This window comes from Shinella sp. GW821-FHT10F02 (genome assembly GCF_058809275.1).
In genome coordinates, this window is the sequence record NZ_JBXASL010000007.1 from 73,095 (window position 1) to 94,706 (window position 21,612).

Below are 21,612 nucleotides of genomic sequence, written 5' to 3' on the forward strand. Positions count from 1 at the left end.
CGACATTCGCCGGACTGGTTTTCACAGAATGGTGATTACGCACCGGCCACCGTTTCGGCCGCAGCCGCGTGGGGACACATGGACACTCTGACCCGAATCCGGGCCTTCATCGACGTCGTCGACGCCGAAGGCTTTTCCGCAGCCTCGCGCAAGACCGGCCGGTCCAAGGCGCTGCTTTCGAAATATGTGCGCGAACTGGAGGACGAACTGGGCACGCTCTTGCTCAACCGCACCACCCGCCAGTTCTCGATGACCGAGGCCGGCCACACCTATTACCGCACCGCCTCCGATATCCTGAAGGAGATCGACAACCTCGCCGATCTCGTGCGCGAGAAGAACACGGACCTGCGCGGCAAGCTGAAGGTTTCCGCGCCCCGCACCTTCGTCGATGCCGATATCGGCCAGTCGATCATCGATTTCGGCAAGGAGCATCCGGAACTGTCGCTGGAAATCGTCTCCGACGATCGCTTCGTCGACCTCGTGGAAGAGGGGTTCGACGTGGCGATCCGCATCACGCGACTGGAGGATTCCGCGCTCATCGCGCGAAAACTCGGCGATTTCTTCCTAAAGATCTGCGTGAGCGAAGAATTCCTCGCCCAGGCCGGCCCGATCAACCATCCAAGCGACCTCGCCCGCCTGCCCTGCATCATCGACACCAACGGCAAGTCGCACAGCAACTGGCGCTTCATCGACGAGAAGGGGGCCGGCTTTTCCGTGCCGGTCGGCGGGAATATCGAAGTGAACAGCCCGACGGCGGCGGTGCGTGCGGCGGCAAGCGGGCTCGGCGTCGCGCAGGTGCCGGCCTTCATCGCGCGCCATTGCCTGGAAACCGGCAAGATCGTCTCGATCCTCGAAGATTACCTGCCCACCGACCGCGGCATCTACGCGATCTATCCGCATCGCCGCTACCTGCCGGCGAAGGTGCGCACCTTCGTCGATTTCCTGCACGCCTGGTTCCGTCGCAATCCCGGCATCGAGGCCTGATAAAGTCCCAATTCCGACCCATTTGCGTTACATTCAACCGGACGATTCTGAACGCCCGCGAGAGGACTGACACCCATGCGATTCCTCCCCCTCCTCCTTGCCGGCGCAGCGCTTGCCGCCCCGGCGGCGGCGCTCGCCCATCCGCACATCTTCGCGGAAGCCCGGCTGGAAGTGGTGGCGGGCGAGGACGGCACGGTCAGCGAGCTGCGCAATGTCTGGCGCTTCGACGAGATGTTTTCCGCAAGCGTCGTGATGGATTTCGACAAGAACAGCAATGCGGCGCTCGATCCGGACGAACTGGCGGACGTCGGCAAGACCGTTCTCGAATCGCTCGAAGAGTTCAGCTACTACACGACGATCACCGAGGACGGGAAAACCATCAAGGTCGGCAAGCCGGACGCGATCAACGTCGACTACAAGGACGGCCAGCTTCTGATGTTCTTCACGGTCAAGCCCGGCGAGACGATGCCGCTCAAGGGCAAGCTCACCTTCGGCGTCTACGACCCCACCATGTACGCCGCGATGGATTTTGCCTCGGATGACGATCTCGTCGCTGTCGGCGACAAGTTTTCCGCCTGCAAGCGCGCCGTCGTGCGGCCCGATGCTGACGAAGTGCTTGCCCAGAACCAGGATAGCCTGACGGAAGCCTTCTTCAACGACCCGGCCGGCACCGACATGTCGAAACTCTTCGCCACCCGTCTGGAGATGACATGCTGACCCGCGGCCGCGCCCTCACGCTTTTTACCCTGACGCTCGCCATCGCCGCGACCGCCGGCCTCGCCCACGCCGCGTCCCCGCTCGGCATCGGCTCGGCGGAGCCGGGCTTCAACACGACCGGCACCTTCGGCAGCCTGTTCGGCTGGATCAACGCGCAGCAGCAGGGTTTCTACCGGCTGATGACCGGCGCGCTGAAGGATATGCGCGAAAACCCGTGGGCGGCCTCCACGCTCGTGGCCCTCTCCTTCGGCTACGGCGTCTTCCATGCCGCCGGCCCCGGCCATGGCAAGGCGGTCATCTCCTCCTACATGCTGGCAAACGAGGTGGAACTGAAGCGCGGCGTGCTGCTCTCGTTCCTCTCATCGATCCTGCAGGGCGTGGTCGCCATCCTGCTCGTCGGCGCCGCCTTCCTGTTCCTGCGCGGCACGACCGTGTCGATGACCGACGCCACCCGCGCGCTCGAAACCGGCAGCTACGCGCTAATCGCCCTCTTCGGCGCCTGGCTGCTGTTCCGCAAGCTGCGCCCGGCCCCGCGCCGCGCCTCCACGCTCGGCGCACAGGCCGTCGAGGTCCATGACCATCATCACCACGGCCACGATCACCACCACCATCATGCCGGCGAAATCTGCTCAACCTGCGGCCATGCCCATGCGCCGGATCCGTCGCTCCTGAAGGGTGAGCGTTTTGCGCTCAGAGAAGCCTGGTCGGCGATCGTCGCCGTGGGGCTGCGCCCTTGCTCCGGCGCGCTCATCGTGCTGAGCTTCGCGCTGTTGAACGGCCTCTATCTCGGCGGCCTGCTCGCGGTCTTCGCCATGTCGATCGGCACGGCCATCACCGTCTCGACGCTCGCCACCCTCGCCGTCACGGCCAAGGGTGCTGCCGTGCGCTTCGCCGGCAACGGCTCCGCCGCCTTACGCGTCGGCACCGCCATCGAAATCGGCGGCGCGGCGCTGGTCATGGTTCTGGGATTGCTGCTGCTCGGAGCCTCGCTCCAGGCCTAGTTTTCGTGGTTGCGCTGGTAGCGCGCGCGAAGCCAGAACAGCAGGAAGAAGCCGAGCACGAGCAGCGTGCCGAAGATGCCCGCCAGCCAGGGCGAGACGCCGCCGAGCGCGATCATGATGCGCGGCAGGAAATAGAAGGCCACGCCCGTTCCCAGAAGGATGGCGAGTGCCGCCAGCACCGGCGACTTTGCCTTGCGATCCCCGCTCATGCCGACAACCCGGCGCGGATGTCTTCCAGCTTGCGCTTCTGCTGGCCGTCCGCATCGAAATTATCCGGCGACAGCCAGGTATCGAAGGCCTTGGCGACGACGGGCCATTCGCCGTCAATGATCGAGAACCAGGCGGTGTCGCGGTTCTCGCGCTTGGACAGCATGTGCTGGCGGAAGACGCCCTCGAAGGTGAAGCCGAGGCGGGCCGCGGTGCGCTTGCTCGGCTCGTTGCGGTTGTCGCACTTCCACTCGTAGCGGCGGTAGCCGAGATCCTCGAAGACGTGTTTGGCGAGCAGGTACTGCGCCTCGGTGGAGAGCGGCGAGCGGGACATGGCGCCGCCATGGGCGATGCCGCCGATCTCGACCACGCCGTTCGCCGGGTCCGGCCGCATGTAATGCGCCATGCCGACGACCGTGTCGTTCGCCTTGTCGATGATGACCTCGCGCACCCAGCCGGACTTGAGCACGGCCTCGGACCAGGCGTCGAAACCCTCGATGCCGGTAAAATCGTCCTGTGCGAAATATTTCAGCAGCGGATTGATCGCCATGCCGCCGAAGGCATCCCAAAGGGCCTGAAGGTGTTTTGCGCGATCATAGGGCTCGAGGCGCACGGTGCGGCCTTCGAGAGCCACGGGGGCCGGCGGCGGGCAGCCTTTCCAATCCTTGAGGTCGCGCATGAAAAATCCTCCTTCGGTCTTTGCCGAAGGGATAGAGCAGCGCGCGGGCGCACGCAATGTCGAAAGCAGGGAGCGGCGTTCGGCCGCTCCCCTCATGAACTTAGACGGTGGCGGCGGAAACCGTCGCTTCGATATGGTCGACCAGCGCATCCGGCAGGTTGAGGCGGCCGGCGAGCAGGTCGAGATAGCCGCGTTCGGCGCGCGACTTCGGCTCGATGGCGAGGCGCGAGGCGGTGTAGAGCTCGACGCGCTGCTCTTCGGTCGTGGCGGCGGAAATGATCGCGTCGAGATCGACCGGGTTGGCAAGCTCCTCTTCAAGGAACTGCGCGGCATCGGCGCCAAGGCCGGAGACCTTCAGCTTGTCCATGATGCGGGCGCGCTCGGCCTCGTCGATATGACCGTCGGCACGCGAGGCGGCGATCATGGCGCGAACGAGGATGAGGGCGAAATCGGTGCTGACGGCTTCGGGGTGGAAGCCGGAATCGCTCGGCGGGGGCAGCAGTTCAGGGGTCGTGCCCTGCGTCGTCTCAACCGGGTTCTGGCCGGCCTTGTAGTTCTTGTACGCCTGGTAGCCGAGGCCCGCGATGGCGGCGAGGCTGCCGAGCTTCAGCGCGGAGCCTGCCACCTGGCGGCCGGTGCCCGTACCGAGAAGAACTCCGGCAATGGCGATCGAGGCGAGCGGGTTGTCCTTGGCGAGCTGGGTGACCTGGCCGGCGCGATCGCGCACGGATCCACCGGCGCCGGGCACCTGCGAACCGAGGAACTGGTCAAGCAACTTCTTGGCGTCAAACATAGGGCGTCTCCGTTTCGCTTGTTCTCTTGTCATCGCAAGGGCCGACTGCAAGGCAAGATAGGAATGCGCGCGGAGGATTACAAACGCATAACGGGCGACCAAAGGCCGCCCGCTTGCAAATCCGTTGAACTTGGGCCTCAGCTCTTGAGCGCTGCGGCTTCCGCGGCGAGCTTGGTGATGCCGGCCCAGTCGCCCTTGGCGACGAGGTCCTTCGGCGCGACCCAGGAGCCGCCGACGCAGATGACGTTCGGCAGCGAGAGATAGTCGCGGGCATTCGACAGCGAGATGCCGCCCGTCGGGCAGAACAGCGTGCCGGCCAGCGGCGAGGCGAGCGACTTGAGGTAAGCGGCCCCGCCTGCCTGTTCGGCCGGGAAGAACTTCAGCACCTGGTAGCCCTCTTCGCGAAGGCCCATGACTTCGCTTGCGGTCGCCGCACCCGGCAGCAGCGGGATGTCGGAATCGTGCGCCGCGTCGATCAGTTCCTGCGTCGTGCCGGGGCTGACGACGAACTGCGAGCCGGCTTCCACGGCCGCCTCAAACTGCGCGGCATTGAGGATGGTGCCGGCACCGGCGACGGCGCCCTCGACCTCGTTGGCAACGGCGCGGATCGCCTCCAGGGCGGCCGGTGTGCGCAGCGTGATCTCGATGGCCTTCAGCCCGCCCGCGACCAGCGCCCGCGCCAGCGGAACGGCCGTCTTGACGTCGTCGATGACCAGCACCGGCACCACCGGCTGCAGCTTCAGGACGGAAAGGAGCTTGGCGTTTTTCTCGCTCATGGCATGACCTTTTAAAACGATTGAATTGGGACCCGAATAGCGCGTCTGCGACGTCATGTCGAGCTTAAAGCAAGATTCATGGACTTGTCATGACACACTTATCGTGTAGTCTGCCCGTCGCCTTAAGCCTGTCTCAAACAGCGAAAGCGTGCCTATGGCAAAAGAGATCGAGCGGAAGTTCCTGGTGTCCGGTCAGCGTTGGCGCACCTTTGCAGATGAAGGCATCGCCATACGGCAGGCCTATATCGTTGCCCAGGAGGACCGGTCGCTCCGCGTCCGCATCTTTGGCGACGGGAAGGCCCGCATGACCCTCAAGATCGGCCACGCCGTGCTCGTCCGTGACGAATACGAATATGACATCGACCGCGACGAGGCCGAGGACATGCTCCGCCATGCGATCGGCAATGTCATCGAGAAGGTGCGCTACAAGGTGCCGCACGCGGGCTATGTCTGGGAAGTCGACGTCTATGGCGGCGCCCATCATGGCCTGGTGATCGCCGAGGTCGAGCTTGCATCGATCCACGACGACCCGGACCTGCCGAACTGGGTGGGCCGCGAGGTTACCGGTGAAAGCCAGTATTCCAACCAGTCCATGGCGCTCGGCGCCAGCAACGGCGCGAGCCTGCGCCAGCTCGCCTGAGAGCTGCAACAGAGCGCCGCATTGCCTGGAATGCGCCGAAGCTGTATGTGGCGGCGATGACAAACGAGATCTCCTCACCCGCTCCGGAAAGCGGCTTCCTGGTTGCCGCGCTCTATCATTTCGTCTCGGTTCCGCGCTTTGCGGATCTGCGCGACCCCTTGCAGGCGCTCTGCGAGGAAAACGGCGTGCGCGGCACGCTGCTTCTCGCCCATGAAGGCATCAACGGCACGATCGCCGGCCCCCATGCCGGCATCCGCACGGTGCTCGCCTTCCTGCGCAGCCAGCCGGAATTTTCCGGGCTGGAGCACAAGGAAAGCTTTGCCGCCGACATGCCGTTCCTGCGCATGAAGGTGCGGCTCAAGAAGGAGATCGTCACCATGGGCGTCGAGGATATCGACCCCACCCGCTCCGTCGGCACCTATGTGGCGCCCGCGGACTGGAACGCGCTGATCTCCGATCCGGACACCATCGTCATCGACACGCGCAACGACTACGAGACGGCGATAGGCATGTTCAAGGGCGCGGTCGACCCGAACACCAAGACGTTCCGCGAGTTTCCCGACTGGGTGCGCAACAATACCGGCCTGCACAACAAGCCGAAGATCGCCATGTACTGCACCGGCGGCATCCGCTGCGAGAAGGCCACGGCCTTCATGAAGGAACAGGGCTTCGACGAGGTCTTTCACCTCAAGGGCGGCATCCTGAAATATCTCGAAGAGGTGCCGGCGGAAGAGAGCCTGTGGGAAGGCGCCTGCTTCGTCTTCGACGAGCGCGTCTCCGTGCTGCACGGGCTGGAGGAAGGCGAGCACAAGCTCTGCCGCGCCTGCCGCCATCCGCTGACGGCTGAAGACACCACCTCGGCGCTCTACGAGCCCGGCGTCTCCTGCCCGCATTGCCACGCGAGCCGCAGCGAAGAGGACCGCCTGCGCTTCCGCCAGCGCCAGAAGCAGATGGACCTCGCCAAAAAGCGCGGCGAACGCCACCTCGGCAAATAATCAGCCCGCGACCGCCTGCACGTCGGTCGGCGGCGCCAGCAATTCGCCGATCGCCTTCTCGCTCATCGGCCGCGCGAAAAAATAGCCCTGGAGCTGGTCGCAGCCGCAGAGATGCAGGAACGCGGCCTGTTCCGCGGTCTCCACGCCTTCCGCCGTCACCGGCATGTCGAAGGAGGCGGCGAGGGCCACCGTCGCCTGCAACATCGCTCCGCCCTTTGCCGATTGTTCGCCGGCAATGGTCAACGAGCGGTCGATCTTCAGGCGATCGAAGCCGAAGCGGATGAGGTAGCCGATGCTGGAGAAGCCGGCGCCAAAATCGTCGAGCGCGATGCGCACGCCGCCGGCCTTCAGCCGGTCCATGACGAGCTTGGCGCGGCCGGGATTCTGGATGAAATAGCCCTCGGTGATCTCCAGCGTGACGCGCGACGGCTCGATGCCGGTGGCCTCGATGATGCCGAGCGCCTGGTCCGGGAAATAGGGATTGCGGAACTGCGCCGGCGAGACATTGATCGAAACGCCGATCTCCGGCCAGTTGCGGGCCGCCTCGCAGGCACGGCGCAGCACCAGCGGCCCGAGCACATCGATGACGCCGGTCGCTTCCGCCAGCGGAATGAACACATCCGGCGGCACCGACACCGTGCCGCCGCGATACCAGCGGGCGAGCGCCTCGACGCCGCAGATCTCGCGCCCGCGCGCCTTGACGATCGGCTGGAACACCACGTCGATCTCGCCGCGCACGACAGCGGCGCGCAGCGCATCCTCCATCTCGCGCCGCTCGTCGCGGTCGTCGTCCATCAGCGTTTCGTAGTGCATGGCGCGCCCGCGCCCAGCATGTTTTGCCCGGTACATGGCGACGTCGGCGCGGCGCAACAGTTCCTCGCCCAGGACCACGCCCTTGCGCGAGACGGCAAGGCCGATGCTGGCGCCGACGACGGCGACACGCTCGCCGATCGCAAAGGGTTCTGAGAAGAAGTCGAGGATGGAGCGGGTGAGGCGCTCGGCCTCTCCGCCGTCGGCACTGTCGAGGAAGACGATGGCGAACTCGTCGCCGCCGATGCGGGCGAGCATAGCCTTTGCCGGCACGAGGCGGGACAGCCCGGCAGAAACGCCTCGGATCAGCCGGTCGCCGACCGCATGGCCGTAAAAATCGTTGACGTCCTTGAAGCCGTCGAGATCGAGATAGAGCATCACCACGTCGCGCGCCTCGACGATTGCGCGGGCGTTCAACTCGTCGAGGCCGAGATAGAGGCCCGTGCGGTTCCTGAGCCCACTCAGCCGGTCGGTCAGGGCCTGGGTGCGCGCCGTGTTCTCATCGGCCTTGAGGCGGATCGCGAAGGCGGCGCCCGTCAGCACGAGCAGCGCGAAGAAGAAGATCACGCCGGCAAGCGCCAGCAGGACGAGCGGGCGCACCTGCGCATAGCTCTGGTCACCGGGCGAACTCGGCGTCCAGGAAAGGAAGCCCAGCGTCTTGCCGTCGGGATCGGTCAGGACCACGCCGTTGTGCCCCTCGGGAGACCCCTCCTCCAGCATCAGGCCGGAGATCAGGAAGTTTTCGGCAATGCGCGCGATGCGCGCCGGCGTGAGATGCCGGATGATGAAGAGCGTGCGCAGCGCATCCGCCGGCGCCTTCACCGCATCGGAAACCGGGCGGATGGCCGAAACGGCCGCGACCGCCGGCCCGTCCGGCGTCTGCAGGAAGGCGCCTAGTTCCTCACCCGGCTCCAGGCCGGCATGCAGGATCTTGCGGTGCATCTCCACGAAGGCTGCCCCGCCATAGGCGCGTGCGTCCGCCTCGAAGGGCGCGCCGTCGCGATAGGCGAGCATGGTGCCGCCCTTCTCATCGACGATAAAAACGGTATCGAAAAGCGGTCCGCCTTCCGTTGCGAGCCCCATATTGGTGGTGAGCCAGGGCATGTCGGCCTTGCCGTAAACGGCCGTTACCGCATCGTCCCACACCGAATAGTCCCGCACGGTGGTGACCATGGAACTGCGCATGGAGGAGAGCGCACCATACACCGTCTGGCGCGTGCGCTCCTGGTCGAGCTCGTTCGCCCGGGTCGCGAGGAAACCGAGCGCCATCATGACGAGAATGGTGGCAAGGCTGACGACGACGGCAAACGACGCAAGCACGCCCAGGACGACCGCAAGTCGTCGGGCGCCGATCATGCCAGAAAGGTGGCGCGCAAGTCGCAGCATCGTCTTCTCCGACCAAGCTGCGATGATGCGGCAGAACCGTTATGAATCCTTTACGGTACAGGCGACAATGCGAGGGATAACAGCCTCAGGTCGTGCGGTGGTTGCCCTTCGGAAACTGGACGGCAAGGGCTGCATACCAGTGGCCGCTCTTCTTCACGGTGCGCAGCTGCGTCTCGTAGTCCACATGCACGATGCCGAAGCGCATGCGGTAACCCTCCGCCCACTCGAAATTGTCCATCAGGCTCCAGGCGAAATAACCGCGCATGGGATAGCCCTCGCCGATCAGGTCCGCCGTGATGCCGAGATGGTCGGCGATGTAGTCAAGGCGTGGCTGGTCGTCGACCAAGCCGTCCTTGATGCCCATATTGTAGCAGGCGCCGTTTTCCGTGATGTAGCAGTCGGGCAGCGTATAATCCGCATTGAGCTTGCGGATGAGATCGCCGAGCGCGGGTGCAAAAACCTCCCAGCCGATATCGGTCTTGACGTCCACGACCGGCGGGGCCGGCACCGTTGCCGGGAACTCCGCGCCCTCCGCCGGATCGTCTGAAACGCGCATGGGCGTATAATAATTGAGGCCCCACCAGTCGAGCTTCTGGCTGATCGTCTCCATGTCGCCCGGCTCGATTGCCGGCATGCGGTGGCCGAGCGCGGTGAGGAAGGATGCCGGATATTCGCCCTTGAAGACCGGACCGAAAAAGACGCCGTTGTGGAAATCGAAGGCGCGGGCGGCGGCCGCCTGATCCGCAGCATCGTCGCTGCCAGCATGGATGGAATGGGCGTTCAGCACGAGACCGACGGGAAGCGACGGCCGCTCGGAGCGGATGGCCGCGACGCCGAGGCCGTGCGCCAGGTTGGTGAAATGAAGGGCGTGCAGCGCCGCATCCATGTTGCGCTCGCCGGGCGCATGGATGCCATAGAGATGGCTGAGCCAGACGGAACACCAGGGCTCGTTGAAGGTCGCCACCGCATCCAGCCGGTCGCCGAGCCGGGCGATGACCGTTTTTGCGTAGCGCTGGAAGGCATAGGCCGTCTGCCGCGCCGTCCAGCCGCCGTCGCCCGCCAGCATCAGCGGCAGGTCCCAGTGGTAGAGCGTCGCAAAGGCCTTGATGCCGCGCGCCTTCAGGCCGTCGACGAGGCGGTCGTAGAAATCCAGCCCCTTCTCGTTTACCGGCCCGGTGCCTTCCGGAATGATGCGCGGCCAGGCGATGGAGAAACGATAGGCCTCGACGCCGAGTGACTGGATGAGATCGAGATCCTCCTCCAGCCGATTGTAATGGTCGCAGGCGACGTCGCCATTGTGGCGGCCATAGACCCGGCCCGGCATGTTGGAAAAAGCATCCCAGATCGACGGCTTGCGGCCATCGGTCTTCGTCGCCCCCTCGATCTGGAAGGCGGCCGTCGCCACGCCGAACACGAAATCACCGGGAAAACGTCCGGCAAAGGTCTTGGGATCCATCGTCATCGTCTCTGAAATGCGGCGGGAGGGGCGCCCGCGAGCCTACTGCAACGTTGCAGTATTGCCGTTTTCAGCAAAAATCAATGGTCTTCATGCCCTGCGCGACCAGATTGGCCACCGTCAATCCACCTCACCCAGGCGCGTATTAATCAGCCATTCCTTAAACGAAGGTTAGGACCTTGCCCTTTAAAGTGTCCATGGCTTGGGACGGAGACACTTACGTGGTACGGCGAATTCCAAAGCATCTTGTCCGAAAGGGCATGTTCGTGGAATCGGTGGAATGCCCAAACGCCGAGTTTTCGGACCGGCGGTTCCTCGTGCAGTCCGATGAGACCGTGCGCGCCATCCTCGCTACCTCCGCCGCCTATGCGCTGGTCAATCCGCAGAAGAGCACCGTCGACATCGACACGGCCACCGCCCTCTCGCCCGCGCAAAAGCAGGCGGAGGAGCGCAAGCTCACCACCGAAACGGTGGCGCAGTCCGCCCGGTCGCTGCGCGAAAGTTTTGCCGCCGCGCAAGCCGGCCAGCTTGAAATCGAGGCACTCGGGCCGGTCGCCGACGATATTTCCGACCGCATCGACGCTGCCCCGGATATCTTTTTGAAGGTCACGCGGCTGAAGACCAAGGACGAAGGCACCTACGTGCATTCGCTGGCCGTCAGCGCGCTGATGATGCGGCTGGCCCGCCTGATGCATTATGAGGACGGCGCGGTGCGGGAGCTGGGCGTTGCCGGCCTGCTGCACGATGTCGGCAAGCTGATGGTGCCGAACGCCATCCTCAACAAGAAGGGCGGGCTCGATACGGACGAAAGACGCCTGGTGCGCGGCCATCCGGAGATCGGCTACCGCCTGTTGAAGAAACAGGGCAACGTCTCCGACACCGTGCTCGACATTTGCCGCTACCATCACGAGATGCTCGACGGCAGCGGCTACCCGCTCGGCCTGAAGGCTGAACAGCTCAGCCCGGAAATCCGCCTCGCCACCGTCTGCGACGTCTTCGAGGCGCTGACCAGCACGCGCCCCTACAAGCGGCCGTGGACGACGCGCGACGCGCTCAACTGGATGTACGACCGCGGCCACCTGTTCGACAAGAAACTGGTGCTCCGCCTCGGCAGCATTTTTCCCTGACGGGAACACCGGCCGCCGCGATGGCGCGGCAGCCGGCGGCTTTGCCTAGACCTTCACCCAGGCACCGTTCTTCTTCGAGGACTGCACGCAGGCATCGACGAAGACCATGCCCTTGAGGCCATCGTCCACCGTCGGATAGACGACGGCGGGATCGAGCGTTGTGCCGTTGCGCTTGGCGTGGATGGCGCGCGCGGCTTCCGAATAGATGTTGGCGAAGCCTTCGAGATAGCCTTCCGGATGGCCGGAGGGCACGCGGCTCATGCGCGCGGCCGCGGCACCGGCGCCTGCACCATTGCGGGTGATCAGGCGCTTCGGCTCGCCGAAGGGCGTGTACCACAGGTAGTTCGGATCGGCCTGCACCCATTCGATGCCGCCCTTGGTGCCGTAGACGCGCACCTTCAGGCCGTTCTCGTGGCCGGGCGCGACCTGGCTGCACCAGAGCATGCCCTTGGCGGCGACACCGTCCTTCTCCTTGAAGCGCATCATGACATGGGCATTGTCATCGAGACGGCGGCCCGGCACGAAACTGTCGAGATCGGCGGAAAGCTCGGCAAGGTCGAGGCCCGAGACGAAGCAGCCAAGATTGTAGGCATGGGTGCCGATATCGCCGGTGGAGCCGCCAGCACCCGATTTCGTCGGGTCCGTGCGCCACGCCGCCTGCTTCTGGCCGCCCGATTCGATGTCTTCCGTCAGCCAGTCCTGCGGATATTCCATCTGCACGAGGCGGATCGTGCCGAGCTCGCCATTCGCGATCATCTCGCGCGCCTGGCGGACCATCGGATAGCCGGTGTAATTGTGGGTGAGCACGAAGAGCGCGCCGCTCTCCTCCGCCAGCTTCTTCAGCTTGCGGGCGTCCGACAGCGTCGAGGTCAGCGGCTTGTCGCAGATGACGTGGATGCCGCGCTTCAGGAATTCCTTGGCCGCCTCGTAATGAACGTGGTTCGGCGTGACGATCGCCACCGCCTCGATGCCGTTCTTCAGCTTCGCCTCGCGGATCGCCATTTCCTTGAAGCTGCCATAGCTGCGCGACGGATCGAGCCCGAGTTCGCGCGCCGACTGCACGGCTTTCTCCGCCGAGGACGACAGCGCGCCGGCAACGAGTTCGTAGTGATCGTCTAGCCGCGCGGCAAAGCGGTGCACCGCGCCGATGAACGCGCCGGAGCCGCCGCCGACCATGCCCAGCCGAATCCGGCTCTCCCGCGCTTCGCTTGCGCTTCCTTCGATTGCCATGGGTATTCCTCCTTAAAGTCCGAGCATACGGCGGTTGGCGGCCTCATCGGTGCCGGAATCGGCGAAATCGTCAAACGCCTTCTCCGTCACGCGGATGATATGCGCCTTGACGAATTCCGCCCCCTCGCGCGCGCCATCCTCCGGATGCTTCAGCGCGCACTCCCATTCGACCACGGCCCAGCCGGCAAAGTCGTTGGCCGCCATCTTGGAGAAGACCGCGCCGAAATCGACTTGGCCATCGCCCAGCGAGCGGAAGCGCCCGGCGCGGTTGACCCAGCCCTGGAAACCGCCATAGACGCCCTGCCGGCCGGTCGGGTTGAACTCGGCATCCTTCACATGGAACATGCGGATGCGGTCCTTGTAGATGTCGATATTGTCGAGATAGTCGAGGCACTGCAGCACATAGTGCGACGGGTCGTAGAGCATGCAGGCGCGAGCATGGTTGCCGGTGCGCTCCAGGAACATCTCGTAGGTGATGCCGTCGTGCAGATCCTCGCCCGGATGGATCTCGTAGCAGACGTCGACGCCGTTATCCTCGGCATGATCGAGGATCGGCTTCCAGCGTTTCGCAAGCTCATCGAAGGCAGTCTCGACGAGGCCCGCCGGCCGCTGCGGCCACGGATAGACGAAGGGCCAGGCGAGCGCGCCGGAAAAACTTGCCATGGCATCGAGGCCGAGGTGCTTGGAGGCAGTCAGCGCCATCTTCACCTGCTCCACAGCCCAGGCCTGGCGCGCCTTCGGATTGCCGCGCACTTCGGGTGCCGCAAAACCGTCGAAGGCTTCGTCATAGGCGGGATGAACCGCGACGAGCTGGCCCTGGAGATGGGTGGAAAGCTCGGTGACCGCGACGCCGTTTTCGCGCGCCTTGCCGGCGAATTCGTCGCAATAGGTCTTGGATTCCGCGGCCTTCTTCAGGTCGATGAGGCGCGCATCCCAGGTCGGGACCTGCACGCCCTTGTAGCCGATATCGGCGGCCCATTTGGTGATCGAGTCCCAGGAATTGAACGGCGCGGCATCGCCGGCAAACTGCGCGAGAAACAGGGCCGGGCCCTTGATCGTCTTCATCGGTGACTTCCTCCCATGACCTGACCGCACCGGGCGGCCAGTCGAAGATATTTTTGCGGTACGTACCGCAACGTGCGGAAAGCTATCGGCCTTTGGCGGGTCGGGCAATGCTGAAATCACCGCCGCGCGGCAAAAAGCGCTTGTGACATTGGGGCTGGCAACACTCCTACCTCTCCTCCGTCATCCTCGGGCTTGACCCGAGGATCCATGGCCTCTGCTGGAGAGTGGATCCTCGGGTCAAGCCCGAGGATGACGTCGAGAATGGAGCGTGGGCTTGCAAACCAGCAAAATAAACCGCCCGGGTCATCATGTCCCGGGCGGCTCGATTGCTGTCAGATCAGAACGGGGAATCCGGGAAGTAGAAGTCCTTCGCGTTCTCCTTGGTCACCAGCGTCGCGTCGATCGTGTAGACGCCGCGCACCGGAACCTGACCGTAGAAGTTGGCGACGGTCATCTCGAGCGCCGTGCCCACCATTGCCGGCGGATAGAGCACGTCGACCGGGATCATCTTGTCGCCGTCCATGACCTTCTTGATCATGTCCTTCGAACCGGCACCGGCGATGACATACTGGATGTCCGTGCGGCCGGCCTGCTCGATGGCCTGAAGCACGCCGACAGCCATGTCGTCGTCCTGGCACCATACGACGTCGATCTTCTGGTACTTGGTCAGGTAGTCCTGCATGACCTTGAAGGCGTCATCGCGGTTCCAGTTGCCGTACTGGCGGTCGAGGATCTTGACGCCCGAGCCTTCGATGCCCTTGTCAAAACCGTCCTGGCGTTCCTGGTCGATCGGGATCGCCATGCCGCGGATGACGACGACTTCGGCTTCCGGCGTCGTGGTCTTGATATATTCGCCGGCCGTCTGGCCGAGCGCGAAGTTGTTGCCGGCAACATAGAGGTCACGCACGGAATTGTCGTTGGTGCTCGGCGCACGGTCGACGAGGGCGACGAACGTGCCCTTGCTCTTCACTTCCTTGATGGCGTTGACCAGCGGATCCGGATCGGTCGGCAGGATGACGAGCGCGTCGATGCCCTGCGTTTCGAGGTCCTGCACGGCATTCGCCTGGCTTGCCGGGTCCGGCGAGGTCTTGACGATGACGTTAAGGCCCGGATTGCGCTCCATGAGGAGCTTGGCGACGCGTTCGGCATGGAAGACGACGCCGGACGTCCAGCCGTGGTCGGCGGCCGGGATCGAAACGCCGATCGTTACCTTCTTTTCTTCCTGTGCGTGGACGACGCCGGCCACCAGCGCCATCGCGGCAACCGTCAGGCCCAATAGTTTCTTGCGCATGAGTTTCCTCCCAAATGCAGGTCTTTACTTCGCGGCCGGGCGACCTGTGGACCCGGCTAGAGGTTTACGACTTCCGCACCAGCGAGCGCTGGACGAGCATCGCAATGATGATGATCGCGCCTTGGATGGCCCCGATCAGATATTCGCTGATGAAGTTGGAGAGCAGCATGATGTTGCCGACCAGTTCGAGAATGAAGGCGCCACAGATCGTGCCCCAGACGCGCCCTGCCCCGCCCTTCAGCGCCGTGCCGCCGACGACGACCGCGGTGATCGCCTGCAACTCCCACAGGATGCCGGTCGTTGCCGAGGTGGAGCCGAGGCGCGGCACGTAGAGAAGCACGGCAATCGCGACGCAGAGCCCCTGGATGACGAAGGCAATTGTGCGCACGCGGTTCACCGGAATGCCGGAATAACGCGCGACGTCGCTGTTCGAGCCGACCGCCACCACATGGCGACCATAACGCGTGCGGTAGAGAATGAAGGCCGCGACGGCTGTGACGGCGAGGATGACGACGATCGGCACCGGCACGCCGAGGATGTAGCCGAAATAGGCCGGGCGATAGAGCGCCTGCAATTCCGGCTCGCGCAGCGTGATCGCGCCGCCCTGCGACAGCCAGGTGGTCAGCCCGCGATAGATACCCATCGTGCCGAGCGTGGCGATGAAGGGCTCGATCCGGCCGACGGTGGTGATGAGGCCGTTCGCGAGACCACAGGCGCCGCCGATGACCATGGTCAGCACGACCGCGGCCGCCAGCATGAGGCCCGGATCGGCGATCGCGCCGGAATTCATGAAGATGATCATGATCGAGGCGACGAAGGCCACCATGGAGCCAACCGAAAGGTCGAGGTCGCCTGACGAGATGACGAAGGTGGCGCCCACCGCGATGATCGCGATGAAGGCGCTGCGCGTCGCGACATTCGCCAGGTTGTTGATGCCGATGAAGTTGGGATTGACCAGCGCACCGACGATCAGAAGCAGCGCCAGCGCCGCAAAGGGCGCGACGGCCCTCAGATCGATGTCCCGCCAGCTGCGGCCCCTGCTCTTCGTTTCGACCGCGTCTTCGCCTGCCGTCATGTTCGTCCCCGACGTAATTTGTTGTTTGATGCCGCCCGGCCGATGGCTCAGGCGGCGGCCTTCTTCTTCAACCCTGCCGAATAGCGCATGATCTCCTGTTCAGAGATCTCCTCGCCTTCGAGAATGCCGACGATCCGCCCTTCCCGCATCACGGCGACGCGCGTGCAGAGCCCGATGATCTCCGGCATCTCGGAGGAGACGACGATGATCGACTTGCCATCGCGGGCGAGTGCGGAAATGAAGTGATAGATCTGCTGCTTGGTGCCGACATCGATGCCGCGTGTCGGCTCGTCGATGATGATGATGTCCGGCTCGGTCTCCATGACCTTGGCGAGCAGCAGCTTCTGCTGGTTGCCGCCCGACATGCGCCCGGCGACGACCCGGCCGTCGCGCACGCGGATATCGAAGCGCCGGCGTGCCCGCTCCAGCGCCTCCGCCTCGCTCTTCGGGTTGAGATAGCCATAGCGGCCATGCCGATCGAGCGATTGCAGCGTCAGGTTCGCGGTCATGCGGGAGTTGAGCAGCAGGCCCTTGTGCTTGCGGTCCTTGGTCATATAGGCGATGCCGACGCGGTTGGCGGCATGCACGTCGCCTCCAGGCACACTTTCACCGCGCACCAAAACCTCGCCGGAAAGGCGCGAGCGGAGCCCCGCCACCGCCTCCATGAGCTCCGTGCGGCCGGAGCCGATCAGGCCGGAAAAGCCGAGGATCTCGCCCTTGCGCACCTCGAAGCTCGCATCCTTGACATAATGCGTCGTGAGCCCCTCGACGGAGAGCGTCACCTCCTCGTCGATGCTCGGCTCCTGCTTGGACGGGTAGAGGCTGGAAAGCTCGCGGCCGACCATGAGCTGCGCAATCGACTCGCCGTCGAGAATGCTGGTCGGCGCCGTCTTGATCCATTGCCCGTCGCGCAGCACCGTGACGCGGTCGGTGAGTTCCATCACCTCGTCGAGCTTGTGCGAGACGAAGACGAAGGAGGTGCCCTTTTCCCGCAGCTTGCGCACCTGGCGGAACAGGTAATTGGTCTCCTCGCGGGAGAGCACGGCGGTCGGCTCGTCCATGAAGATGATGCGCGCATCGCGGCTGATCGCCTTGGCGATCTCCACCATCTGCTTGTCGGCGATCGACAGCGAGCTGATCAGCGCATTCTCGTCGACATGCGAGCCGAGCTGGTCGAGCACGCGGCGCGTCTCGCCGCGCATGAACTTGCGGTCGAGCATGCCGTAGCGCGTCACTTCGCGGCCGAGGAACAGGCTCTCGGTCACGGTCAGGTGTTCGGCGAGGTTGAATTCCTGGTGGATGATGACGATGCCGAGCGATTCCGCCTGCCCGTTCGGCGGCAGTTTCACCGGCTGGCCATCGAGGAGGATTTCACCGGAGGTCGGCTGCTCGAAGCCGGACAGGATCTTGACGAGCGTCGATTTACCGGCGCCGTTCTCACCCATCAGAGCATGGATTTCGCCGGCGCGAAGCTCGAAATTGACGCTGAAAAGCACCTGCACGCCGCTGAAAGACTTGCTGATGCGGCGCGCGGAAAGAACGACGGGAGCCCCGTCGGCAGCGTCCGGATTCATGATTTCCTCCCTGCGGCTCCTCGACCGCTTGAGCCATGATGTAAACCTTTACATGATCTATGTAAAGGTTTACATCACTGGATATCCGCAATTTTCACCAAGCGCCGTTTGACCCTCAGACAAGTCTGTGTAGTGTCGCCGCAATGCGAGCCGAGTGAGAAAATAGAGTGTCATCTTCCAGCCCCGCCACGATCGAAGATGTCGCGCGGATCGCGCAAGTCTCGATCGCGACCGTTTCCCGGGCGATCCACACGCCGGAAAAGGTGGCGAACTCGACGCGGCTGAAGGTCAACCAGGCCATCGCCATTACAGGCTATACGACGAACGCCATGGCGCGCAGCCTGCGCCTCGGTCGGTCGAACATGATTCTCGTCGTAGCGCCCGATATCGGCGACCCGAATTTTTCCAACATCCTGGTCGGCCTGGAAAACGAGGCGCGCTCGCACGGCTACGGCATCCTGATCGGCCATACCCACAACGACCCGCAGCGCGGGCTCGAATATCTGAAATTCCTGAATTCCAACCAGGCGGCCGGGCTGATCCTGTTCACCGGCATCCTGCCCTTCGGCCACCAGTCCATGACGGCCCGCCTGCCGCCGAGCGTCGGCGTCTTCGAGCCGGTCTATAATGGCGGCATTCCCTATGTCGGCGTCGACGATATCGAGGGCGCGCGCAAGGCGGTCGATCTTCTGGTCGCCGAGGGCCACCGCAAGATCGCCTTCATCGGCGATTCGCGCACGCGCCTCGCCTATAGCCGCCGCCGCCAGGGCTACGATGCCGGGCTCGATGCCGCAGGCGTGCCACCGGGAGAGCGCACAATCCTGGAAGGCGACGGCACGATCGAAAGCGGGCGCCTCGCGCTCGAACAGCTCTTCATGCGCGACACGCTTCCCACCGCCTTCATGTGCGTCAACGACCAGACGGCGATCGGCGTGATGATCGGGCTTGGTGCTCGCGGCTACGACATTCCCGGCGATTTTTCGGTCACCGGCTTTGACGACGTGCCGCAAGCGACCTTCATGACGCCCTCCCTCACCACCATCCGCCAACCCCGCACCGCCATCGGCAAGAGCGCCATGGCGCTGCTGCTGGAACTGCTTTCCGGCAGCGAACCGCCGGAAACCGAGATCCTGCTGCGGCCGGACCTGATCGTGCGGAACTCCGTGACGGCGCCCTCGCGGCGGTTTCAGAAACGGTAGGCCTATCCCCCTTGAGGGGAGTGTTCATGTTGGACTCGCGAGGCGTTTTCTTGCGAGGAAGATGTCGAGTGTGATCTGGAGCATTTCGAGTGTCTTTGAGGCGCGCTTTGTTTTCCGGTTGAAGCGGGCCAGCATGTCGCGGAACGAGGCGTTCGAGGACTCGATGAGGTGGGTCTGCGCCTTGGTCTGCCGATGCGGTTCGTCCGCCTCGATCCGCTCGAAGGCCAGATGATAGCAGGAGTTGGCATCGGTGAAGATGGTACTGATCTGGCCGACGGTCGCTTTGGCCAAAGCGTAGATGGCCATGGCACTGCGCACGCCCTGATCGCCGATATGGTATGCGACGACCCGGCGGTGGCGACGGCTATAGGCCGTCCAGATCACTGCCCGCTGCTGTTTTTTTGGACATAAGTGTAAATCTCGTCCATCTCGATGACATCGGGCATGGCGGTGTCCATCGGCTCGGCCTGGGCCACTTTGCGCTGCAAGGCAGCATGCTCCTTGCGGATCCAGTTCAGGACCGTTGCAGGCGATGCCTCCAGCACTCGGCCGATCGCCCGAATGCCCATGCTATTCATGTACATCTCGATCGCAATGGCCTTGGTCTTCGCGCTAAACCGGGGCTGACTGTCGGTGCTATAGCGGCCGCAGGTGCGACATCGATAGCGTTGATGGCCGGCCTTGCTGCCGCGCTTGACCAGATCGACACCACCACAGCCCGGGCAATCCATCACCTGCCTCCACGCAAATCACCCCCATAGCAGAACCTCAAAAGCGTTCCGTGTAAACACTCCCCCCTTGAGGGGGAGATGCCCGGCAGGGCAGAGGGGGGAGCCTCACCCGTAGCGGCGCTGGCCCGCCTTGGCCGCCCGCTCCCCCCGCCCCGCCGACACTGTGAACCGGTCGACCAACCCCTTCAGCGTCGTGCTGATCTGCATCAGATTGTGCGTGGCCGCGTTGGTCTCTTCCACCATCGCGGCGTTCTGCTGGGTCATCTGGTCCATGCTGCCGACCGCCTTGTTGATCTCCGAAATGCCGGCGGATTGCTCGCGGGCCGAGCTGGCGATCGCGTCGATATGCCCGTTGATATGCACAACCTGCTCGCCGATATGGTGCAGCGCCTCGCCGGTCTTGTTGACCAGCGACACGCCGAGCAGCACGTCCTCGAAGGACTTGTCGATCAGAGCCTTAATCTCCCGAGCCGCGTCCGCGGATTTCTGCGCGAGTTCGCGCACCTCCTGCGCCACCACCGCAAACCCCTTGCCCGCCTCGCCCGCCCGCGCCGCCTCGACGCCGGCATTCAGCGCCAGAAGGTTGGTCTGGAAGGAAATCTGGTCGATGACGCCGATGATCTGCGTGATCTTGCGCGAGGAATCCTCGATCGCGCTCATCGCCGAAACCGCCTGCTCGACCACCGCGCCGGAGCGTTTCGCCTCTTCGGTCGCGCTGCCGACGACGCGGCGCGCTTCCTCCGCCCGGTGCGCCGCCTCGCGGGAAATGGTGGTGATCTGCTCCACGGCGGCCGCGGTTTCCTCCAATGAGGCCGCCTGCTGCTCGGTGCGTTTCGCCATGTCGTCCGTGGCGTTGACCAACTCGCCGGAATTGCCGGCCGCATCCTCCGCCGCCGTCACGATGGCGCCGAGCGTGTCGTCGAGCTTGTCGATCGCGGCATTGAAGTTGGAGCGCAGGCCCTCGAACTGCGAGGCGAGCGGCCTGGTGATGGCAGCAGTCAGGTCGCCGCCGGCAAGACGGTTGAGCGAGGTGTCGAGTGCGCCGAGCGCCTCTTCCTGCTCGGCATTCAGCACCTGCCGCTCGGCCTCCACCTTCTCACGCTCCTCCTGAAGGGCCTCCAGATAGACCGAGATCGCATAGTCCATATCGACCAGCGCCGCCTTGACGATGGCCGAAATCTCTTCGCCGAGCGCGGCCGCTTTCTTGCGGTAGAGGAAACCATCGAGATGCTTGGCGACGACGCTCTCGACGATCGCTTCGAGGATCAGCGCATAACCGCCGATATACCAGCGCGGCTCCAGGCCGAGACGGGCGTGCGTGCGGCCGATCGTGGTGACGGCATCGACATATTGCGCATCGAAGCGCGCCGAGCCGATCAGCTCCCAGTGCTTGGCCTGCCGGCCCTTGGCACTCTGGATATGCGCCTCGCTGGAAAAGAAGCGGGCCGTTTCCGGCGTGGCGCGGGCCTTGCGGTAGAAGATGTCGAGCGCGCCGTCGAGCGAGGCCGAAATCGTCGGCAGCGCCCGCTTCAGGGCATCGCGCTGGCCACTGTCGAGCGCGACGAACTGCAGGCGTTCATTCAGTTGCTGGGTCTTGGCATCCTGCGCTGACATCGGACAAATCCTCAAGCTGTTGGAATGGTGGCCGGCGCCAAGTCCCGAATCGGGTTTCTCGCATCCAGCCTGTCGCGATTCTTTGCAGGAGACAGTAAACAAACACTATAGTCGCCGATGAATTACTTGAACCAGAATTGATAAATCGCAATTGAATCGCAAATTTATATGGATCTCTCGCTTATTGTTATCAAACACATCAATATATACGAAGGTCGTACGAGACTCAGTTTACGTAGGCAAAAGTATATCTCACCTTACG

21 protein-coding genes are annotated in these 21,612 nt (G+C 64.0%); 7 read left to right on the forward strand and 14 right to left on the reverse strand.

Annotated features, from left to right (window positions below; all coding sequences use genetic code 11):
* Positions 1–78: 78 nt before the first annotated feature.
* The 3 genes from AC1RWL_RS21630 to AC1RWL_RS21640 all read left to right on the forward strand — a co-directional run bounded on the left by AC1RWL_RS21630 (position 79) and on the right by AC1RWL_RS21640 (position 2,702).
* Positions 79–984 (forward strand): LysR family transcriptional regulator, encoded by a 906-nt coding sequence (locus AC1RWL_RS21630; protein ID WP_256119814.1) that lies wholly within the window; start codon positions 79–81, stop codon positions 982–984.
* Positions 985–1,059: 75 nt separating this feature from the next.
* The gene (locus tag AC1RWL_RS21635) at positions 1,060–1,701 is read left to right on the forward strand and encodes a DUF1007 family protein (RefSeq protein WP_256119815.1); all 642 of its coding nucleotides are present in this window, start codon (positions 1,060–1,062) and stop codon (positions 1,699–1,701) included.
* Positions 1,695–2,702 carry a nickel/cobalt transporter gene (locus AC1RWL_RS21640; protein ID WP_493097212.1) on the forward strand — a complete coding sequence of 336 codons (1,008 nt, stop codon included), beginning with the start codon at positions 1,695–1,697 and terminating at the stop codon, positions 2,700–2,702. Before AC1RWL_RS21635 ends, AC1RWL_RS21640 begins: the two co-directional genes overlap by 7 nt.
* Here AC1RWL_RS21640 and AC1RWL_RS21645 read toward each other — a convergent pair.
* The 4 genes from AC1RWL_RS21645 to AC1RWL_RS21660 all read right to left on the reverse strand — a co-directional run bounded on the left by AC1RWL_RS21645 (position 2,699) and on the right by AC1RWL_RS21660 (position 5,157).
* Positions 2,699–2,911, reverse strand: a complete 213-nt coding sequence (locus AC1RWL_RS21645) for a hypothetical protein (RefSeq protein WP_493097213.1) — start codon at positions 2,909–2,911, stop codon at positions 2,699–2,701. The genes AC1RWL_RS21640 and AC1RWL_RS21645 overlap by 4 nt on opposite strands.
* Positions 2,908–3,588: a GNAT family N-acetyltransferase gene (locus AC1RWL_RS21650; protein ID WP_493097214.1), complete on the reverse strand. Its 681-nt coding sequence runs from the start codon at positions 3,586–3,588 to the stop codon at positions 2,908–2,910. The genes AC1RWL_RS21645 and AC1RWL_RS21650 overlap by 4 nt, the downstream gene beginning before the upstream one ends.
* Positions 3,589–3,688: 100 nt before the next feature.
* Positions 3,689–4,381 carry a tellurite resistance TerB family protein gene (locus tag AC1RWL_RS21655; RefSeq protein WP_256119819.1) on the reverse strand — a complete coding sequence of 231 codons (693 nt, stop codon included), beginning with the start codon at positions 4,379–4,381 and terminating at the stop codon, positions 3,689–3,691.
* Between the two features lie 137 nt (positions 4,382–4,518).
* The gene (locus AC1RWL_RS21660; protein WP_493097215.1) at positions 4,519–5,157 is read right to left on the reverse strand and encodes a 2-dehydro-3-deoxy-phosphogluconate aldolase; all 639 of its coding nucleotides are present in this window, start codon (positions 5,155–5,157) and stop codon (positions 4,519–4,521) included.
* A 154-nt stretch (positions 5,158–5,311) separates the two neighbouring features.
* On the opposite strand from AC1RWL_RS21660, the gene AC1RWL_RS21665 reads away from it, so the two are divergent.
* Positions 5,312–5,797, forward strand: a complete 486-nt coding sequence (locus tag AC1RWL_RS21665) for a CYTH domain-containing protein (protein WP_256119821.1) — start codon at positions 5,312–5,314, stop codon at positions 5,795–5,797.
* Positions 5,798–5,853: 56 nt separating this feature from the next.
* Positions 5,854–6,792: an oxygen-dependent tRNA uridine(34) hydroxylase TrhO gene (trhO, locus tag AC1RWL_RS21670; RefSeq protein ID WP_493097216.1), complete on the forward strand. Its 939-nt coding sequence runs from the start codon at positions 5,854–5,856 to the stop codon at positions 6,790–6,792.
* On the opposite strand, the gene AC1RWL_RS21675 is transcribed toward trhO, so the two are convergent.
* Both AC1RWL_RS21675 and AC1RWL_RS21680 read right to left on the reverse strand, forming a co-directional pair.
* Positions 6,793–8,988, reverse strand: coding sequence for a putative bifunctional diguanylate cyclase/phosphodiesterase (locus tag AC1RWL_RS21675; RefSeq protein ID WP_493097217.1), 2,196 nt, complete (start codon positions 8,986–8,988; stop codon positions 6,793–6,795).
* Positions 8,989–9,073: 85 nt separating this feature from the next.
* Positions 9,074–10,444 (reverse strand): GH1 family beta-glucosidase, encoded by a 1,371-nt coding sequence (locus AC1RWL_RS21680; protein ID WP_493097218.1) that lies wholly within the window; start codon positions 10,442–10,444, stop codon positions 9,074–9,076.
* Between the two features lie 197 nt (positions 10,445–10,641).
* Here AC1RWL_RS21680 and AC1RWL_RS21685 point away from each other — a divergent pair, with 197 nt between their 5' ends.
* Positions 10,642–11,571, forward strand: a complete 930-nt coding sequence (locus AC1RWL_RS21685) for a cyclic di-GMP phosphodiesterase (RefSeq protein ID WP_439623851.1) — start codon at positions 10,642–10,644, stop codon at positions 11,569–11,571.
* Positions 11,572–11,616: 45 nt separating this feature from the next.
* Here the strand turns inward: AC1RWL_RS21685 and AC1RWL_RS21690 are convergent, their stop codons facing one another.
* From AC1RWL_RS21690 to AC1RWL_RS21710, 5 genes are all read right to left on the reverse strand, one after another.
* Positions 11,617–12,801, reverse strand: a complete 1,185-nt coding sequence (locus AC1RWL_RS21690) for a Gfo/Idh/MocA family protein (RefSeq protein ID WP_493097219.1) — start codon at positions 12,799–12,801, stop codon at positions 11,617–11,619.
* 12 nt (positions 12,802–12,813) lie between these two features.
* Positions 12,814–13,866: a sugar phosphate isomerase/epimerase family protein gene (locus AC1RWL_RS21695; protein WP_493097220.1), complete on the reverse strand. Its 1,053-nt coding sequence runs from the start codon at positions 13,864–13,866 to the stop codon at positions 12,814–12,816.
* A 337-nt stretch (positions 13,867–14,203) separates the two neighbouring features.
* On the reverse strand, positions 14,204–15,157 hold the full coding sequence (locus AC1RWL_RS21700; RefSeq protein WP_435266343.1) for a substrate-binding domain-containing protein: 954 nt from the start codon (positions 15,155–15,157) through the stop codon (positions 14,204–14,206).
* A 64-nt stretch (positions 15,158–15,221) separates the two neighbouring features.
* Positions 15,222–16,232, reverse strand: coding sequence for an ABC transporter permease (locus AC1RWL_RS21705; RefSeq protein ID WP_256119829.1), 1,011 nt, complete (start codon positions 16,230–16,232; stop codon positions 15,222–15,224).
* Positions 16,233–16,279: 47 nt separating this feature from the next.
* Positions 16,280–17,806: a sugar ABC transporter ATP-binding protein gene (locus tag AC1RWL_RS21710; protein ID WP_435266344.1), complete on the reverse strand. Its 1,527-nt coding sequence runs from the start codon at positions 17,804–17,806 to the stop codon at positions 16,280–16,282.
* Positions 17,807–17,973: 167 nt separating this feature from the next.
* Here AC1RWL_RS21710 and AC1RWL_RS21715 point away from each other — a divergent pair, with 167 nt between their 5' ends.
* Positions 17,974–19,005 (forward strand): LacI family DNA-binding transcriptional regulator, encoded by a 1,032-nt coding sequence (locus tag AC1RWL_RS21715; protein WP_256119831.1) that lies wholly within the window; start codon positions 17,974–17,976, stop codon positions 19,003–19,005.
* Between the two features lie 24 nt (positions 19,006–19,029).
* Here AC1RWL_RS21715 and AC1RWL_RS21720 read toward each other — a convergent pair whose 3' ends face one another.
* From AC1RWL_RS21720 to AC1RWL_RS21730, 3 genes are all read right to left on the reverse strand, one after another.
* Positions 19,030–19,389, reverse strand: a complete 360-nt coding sequence (locus AC1RWL_RS21720; protein ID WP_493158476.1) for an IS1 family transposase — start codon at positions 19,387–19,389, stop codon at positions 19,030–19,032.
* Positions 19,386–19,736: an IS1/IS1595 family N-terminal zinc-binding domain-containing protein gene (locus tag AC1RWL_RS21725; protein WP_493158477.1), complete on the reverse strand. Its 351-nt coding sequence runs from the start codon at positions 19,734–19,736 to the stop codon at positions 19,386–19,388. Before AC1RWL_RS21725 ends, AC1RWL_RS21720 begins: the two co-directional genes overlap by 4 nt.
* Before the next feature lie 105 nt (positions 19,737–19,841).
* Positions 19,842–21,350 carry a methyl-accepting chemotaxis protein gene (locus tag AC1RWL_RS21730; protein WP_493096184.1) on the reverse strand — a complete coding sequence of 503 codons (1,509 nt, stop codon included), beginning with the start codon at positions 21,348–21,350 and terminating at the stop codon, positions 19,842–19,844.
* Between the last annotated feature and the right edge of the window lie 262 nt (positions 21,351–21,612).

Excerpts from the sequence above, each read along its gene's own strand:
- AC1RWL_RS21675 (WP_493097217.1), bottom strand. The coding sequence starts at position 8,988 with ATGCTGCGACTTGCGCGCCACCTTTCTGGCATGATCGGCGCCCGACGA.
- AC1RWL_RS21705 (WP_256119829.1), bottom strand. The coding sequence starts at position 16,232 with ATGACGGCAGGCGAAGACGCGGTCGAAACGAAGAGCAGGGGCCGCAGC.
- AC1RWL_RS21630 (WP_256119814.1), top strand. The coding sequence starts at position 79 with ATGGACACTCTGACCCGAATCCGGGCCTTCATCGACGTCGTCGACGCC.
- AC1RWL_RS21655 (WP_256119819.1), bottom strand. The coding sequence starts at position 4,381 with ATGTTTGACGCCAAGAAGTTGCTTGACCAGTTCCTCGGTTCGCAGGTG.
- AC1RWL_RS21635 (WP_256119815.1), top strand. The coding sequence starts at position 1,060 with ATGCGATTCCTCCCCCTCCTCCTTGCCGGCGCAGCGCTTGCCGCCCCG.
- AC1RWL_RS21695 (WP_493097220.1), bottom strand. The coding sequence starts at position 13,866 with ATGAAGACGATCAAGGGCCCGGCCCTGTTTCTCGCGCAGTTTGCCGGC.
- AC1RWL_RS21700 (WP_435266343.1), bottom strand. The coding sequence starts at position 15,157 with ATGCGCAAGAAACTATTGGGCCTGACGGTTGCCGCGATGGCGCTGGTG.
- AC1RWL_RS21665 (WP_256119821.1), top strand. The coding sequence starts at position 5,312 with ATGGCAAAAGAGATCGAGCGGAAGTTCCTGGTGTCCGGTCAGCGTTGG.
- AC1RWL_RS21685 (WP_439623851.1), top strand. The coding sequence starts at position 10,642 with ATGGCTTGGGACGGAGACACTTACGTGGTACGGCGAATTCCAAAGCAT.
- AC1RWL_RS21680 (WP_493097218.1), bottom strand. The coding sequence starts at position 10,444 with ATGGATCCCAAGACCTTTGCCGGACGTTTTCCCGGTGATTTCGTGTTC.
- AC1RWL_RS21730 (WP_493096184.1), bottom strand. The coding sequence starts at position 21,350 with ATGTCAGCGCAGGATGCCAAGACCCAGCAACTGAATGAACGCCTGCAG.
- AC1RWL_RS21640 (WP_493097212.1), top strand. The coding sequence starts at position 1,695 with ATGCTGACCCGCGGCCGCGCCCTCACGCTTTTTACCCTGACGCTCGCC.
- AC1RWL_RS21690 (WP_493097219.1), bottom strand. The coding sequence starts at position 12,801 with ATGGCAATCGAAGGAAGCGCAAGCGAAGCGCGGGAGAGCCGGATTCGG.
- AC1RWL_RS21645 (WP_493097213.1), bottom strand. The coding sequence starts at position 2,911 with ATGAGCGGGGATCGCAAGGCAAAGTCGCCGGTGCTGGCGGCACTCGCC.
- AC1RWL_RS21725 (WP_493158477.1), bottom strand. The coding sequence starts at position 19,736 with ATGGATTGCCCGGGCTGTGGTGGTGTCGATCTGGTCAAGCGCGGCAGC.
- AC1RWL_RS21660 (WP_493097215.1), bottom strand. The coding sequence starts at position 5,157 with ATGAGCGAGAAAAACGCCAAGCTCCTTTCCGTCCTGAAGCTGCAGCCG.
- trhO (WP_493097216.1), top strand. The coding sequence starts at position 5,854 with ATGACAAACGAGATCTCCTCACCCGCTCCGGAAAGCGGCTTCCTGGTT.
- AC1RWL_RS21710 (WP_435266344.1), bottom strand. The coding sequence starts at position 17,806 with ATGAATCCGGACGCTGCCGACGGGGCTCCCGTCGTTCTTTCCGCGCGC.
- AC1RWL_RS21650 (WP_493097214.1), bottom strand. The coding sequence starts at position 3,588 with ATGCGCGACCTCAAGGATTGGAAAGGCTGCCCGCCGCCGGCCCCCGTG.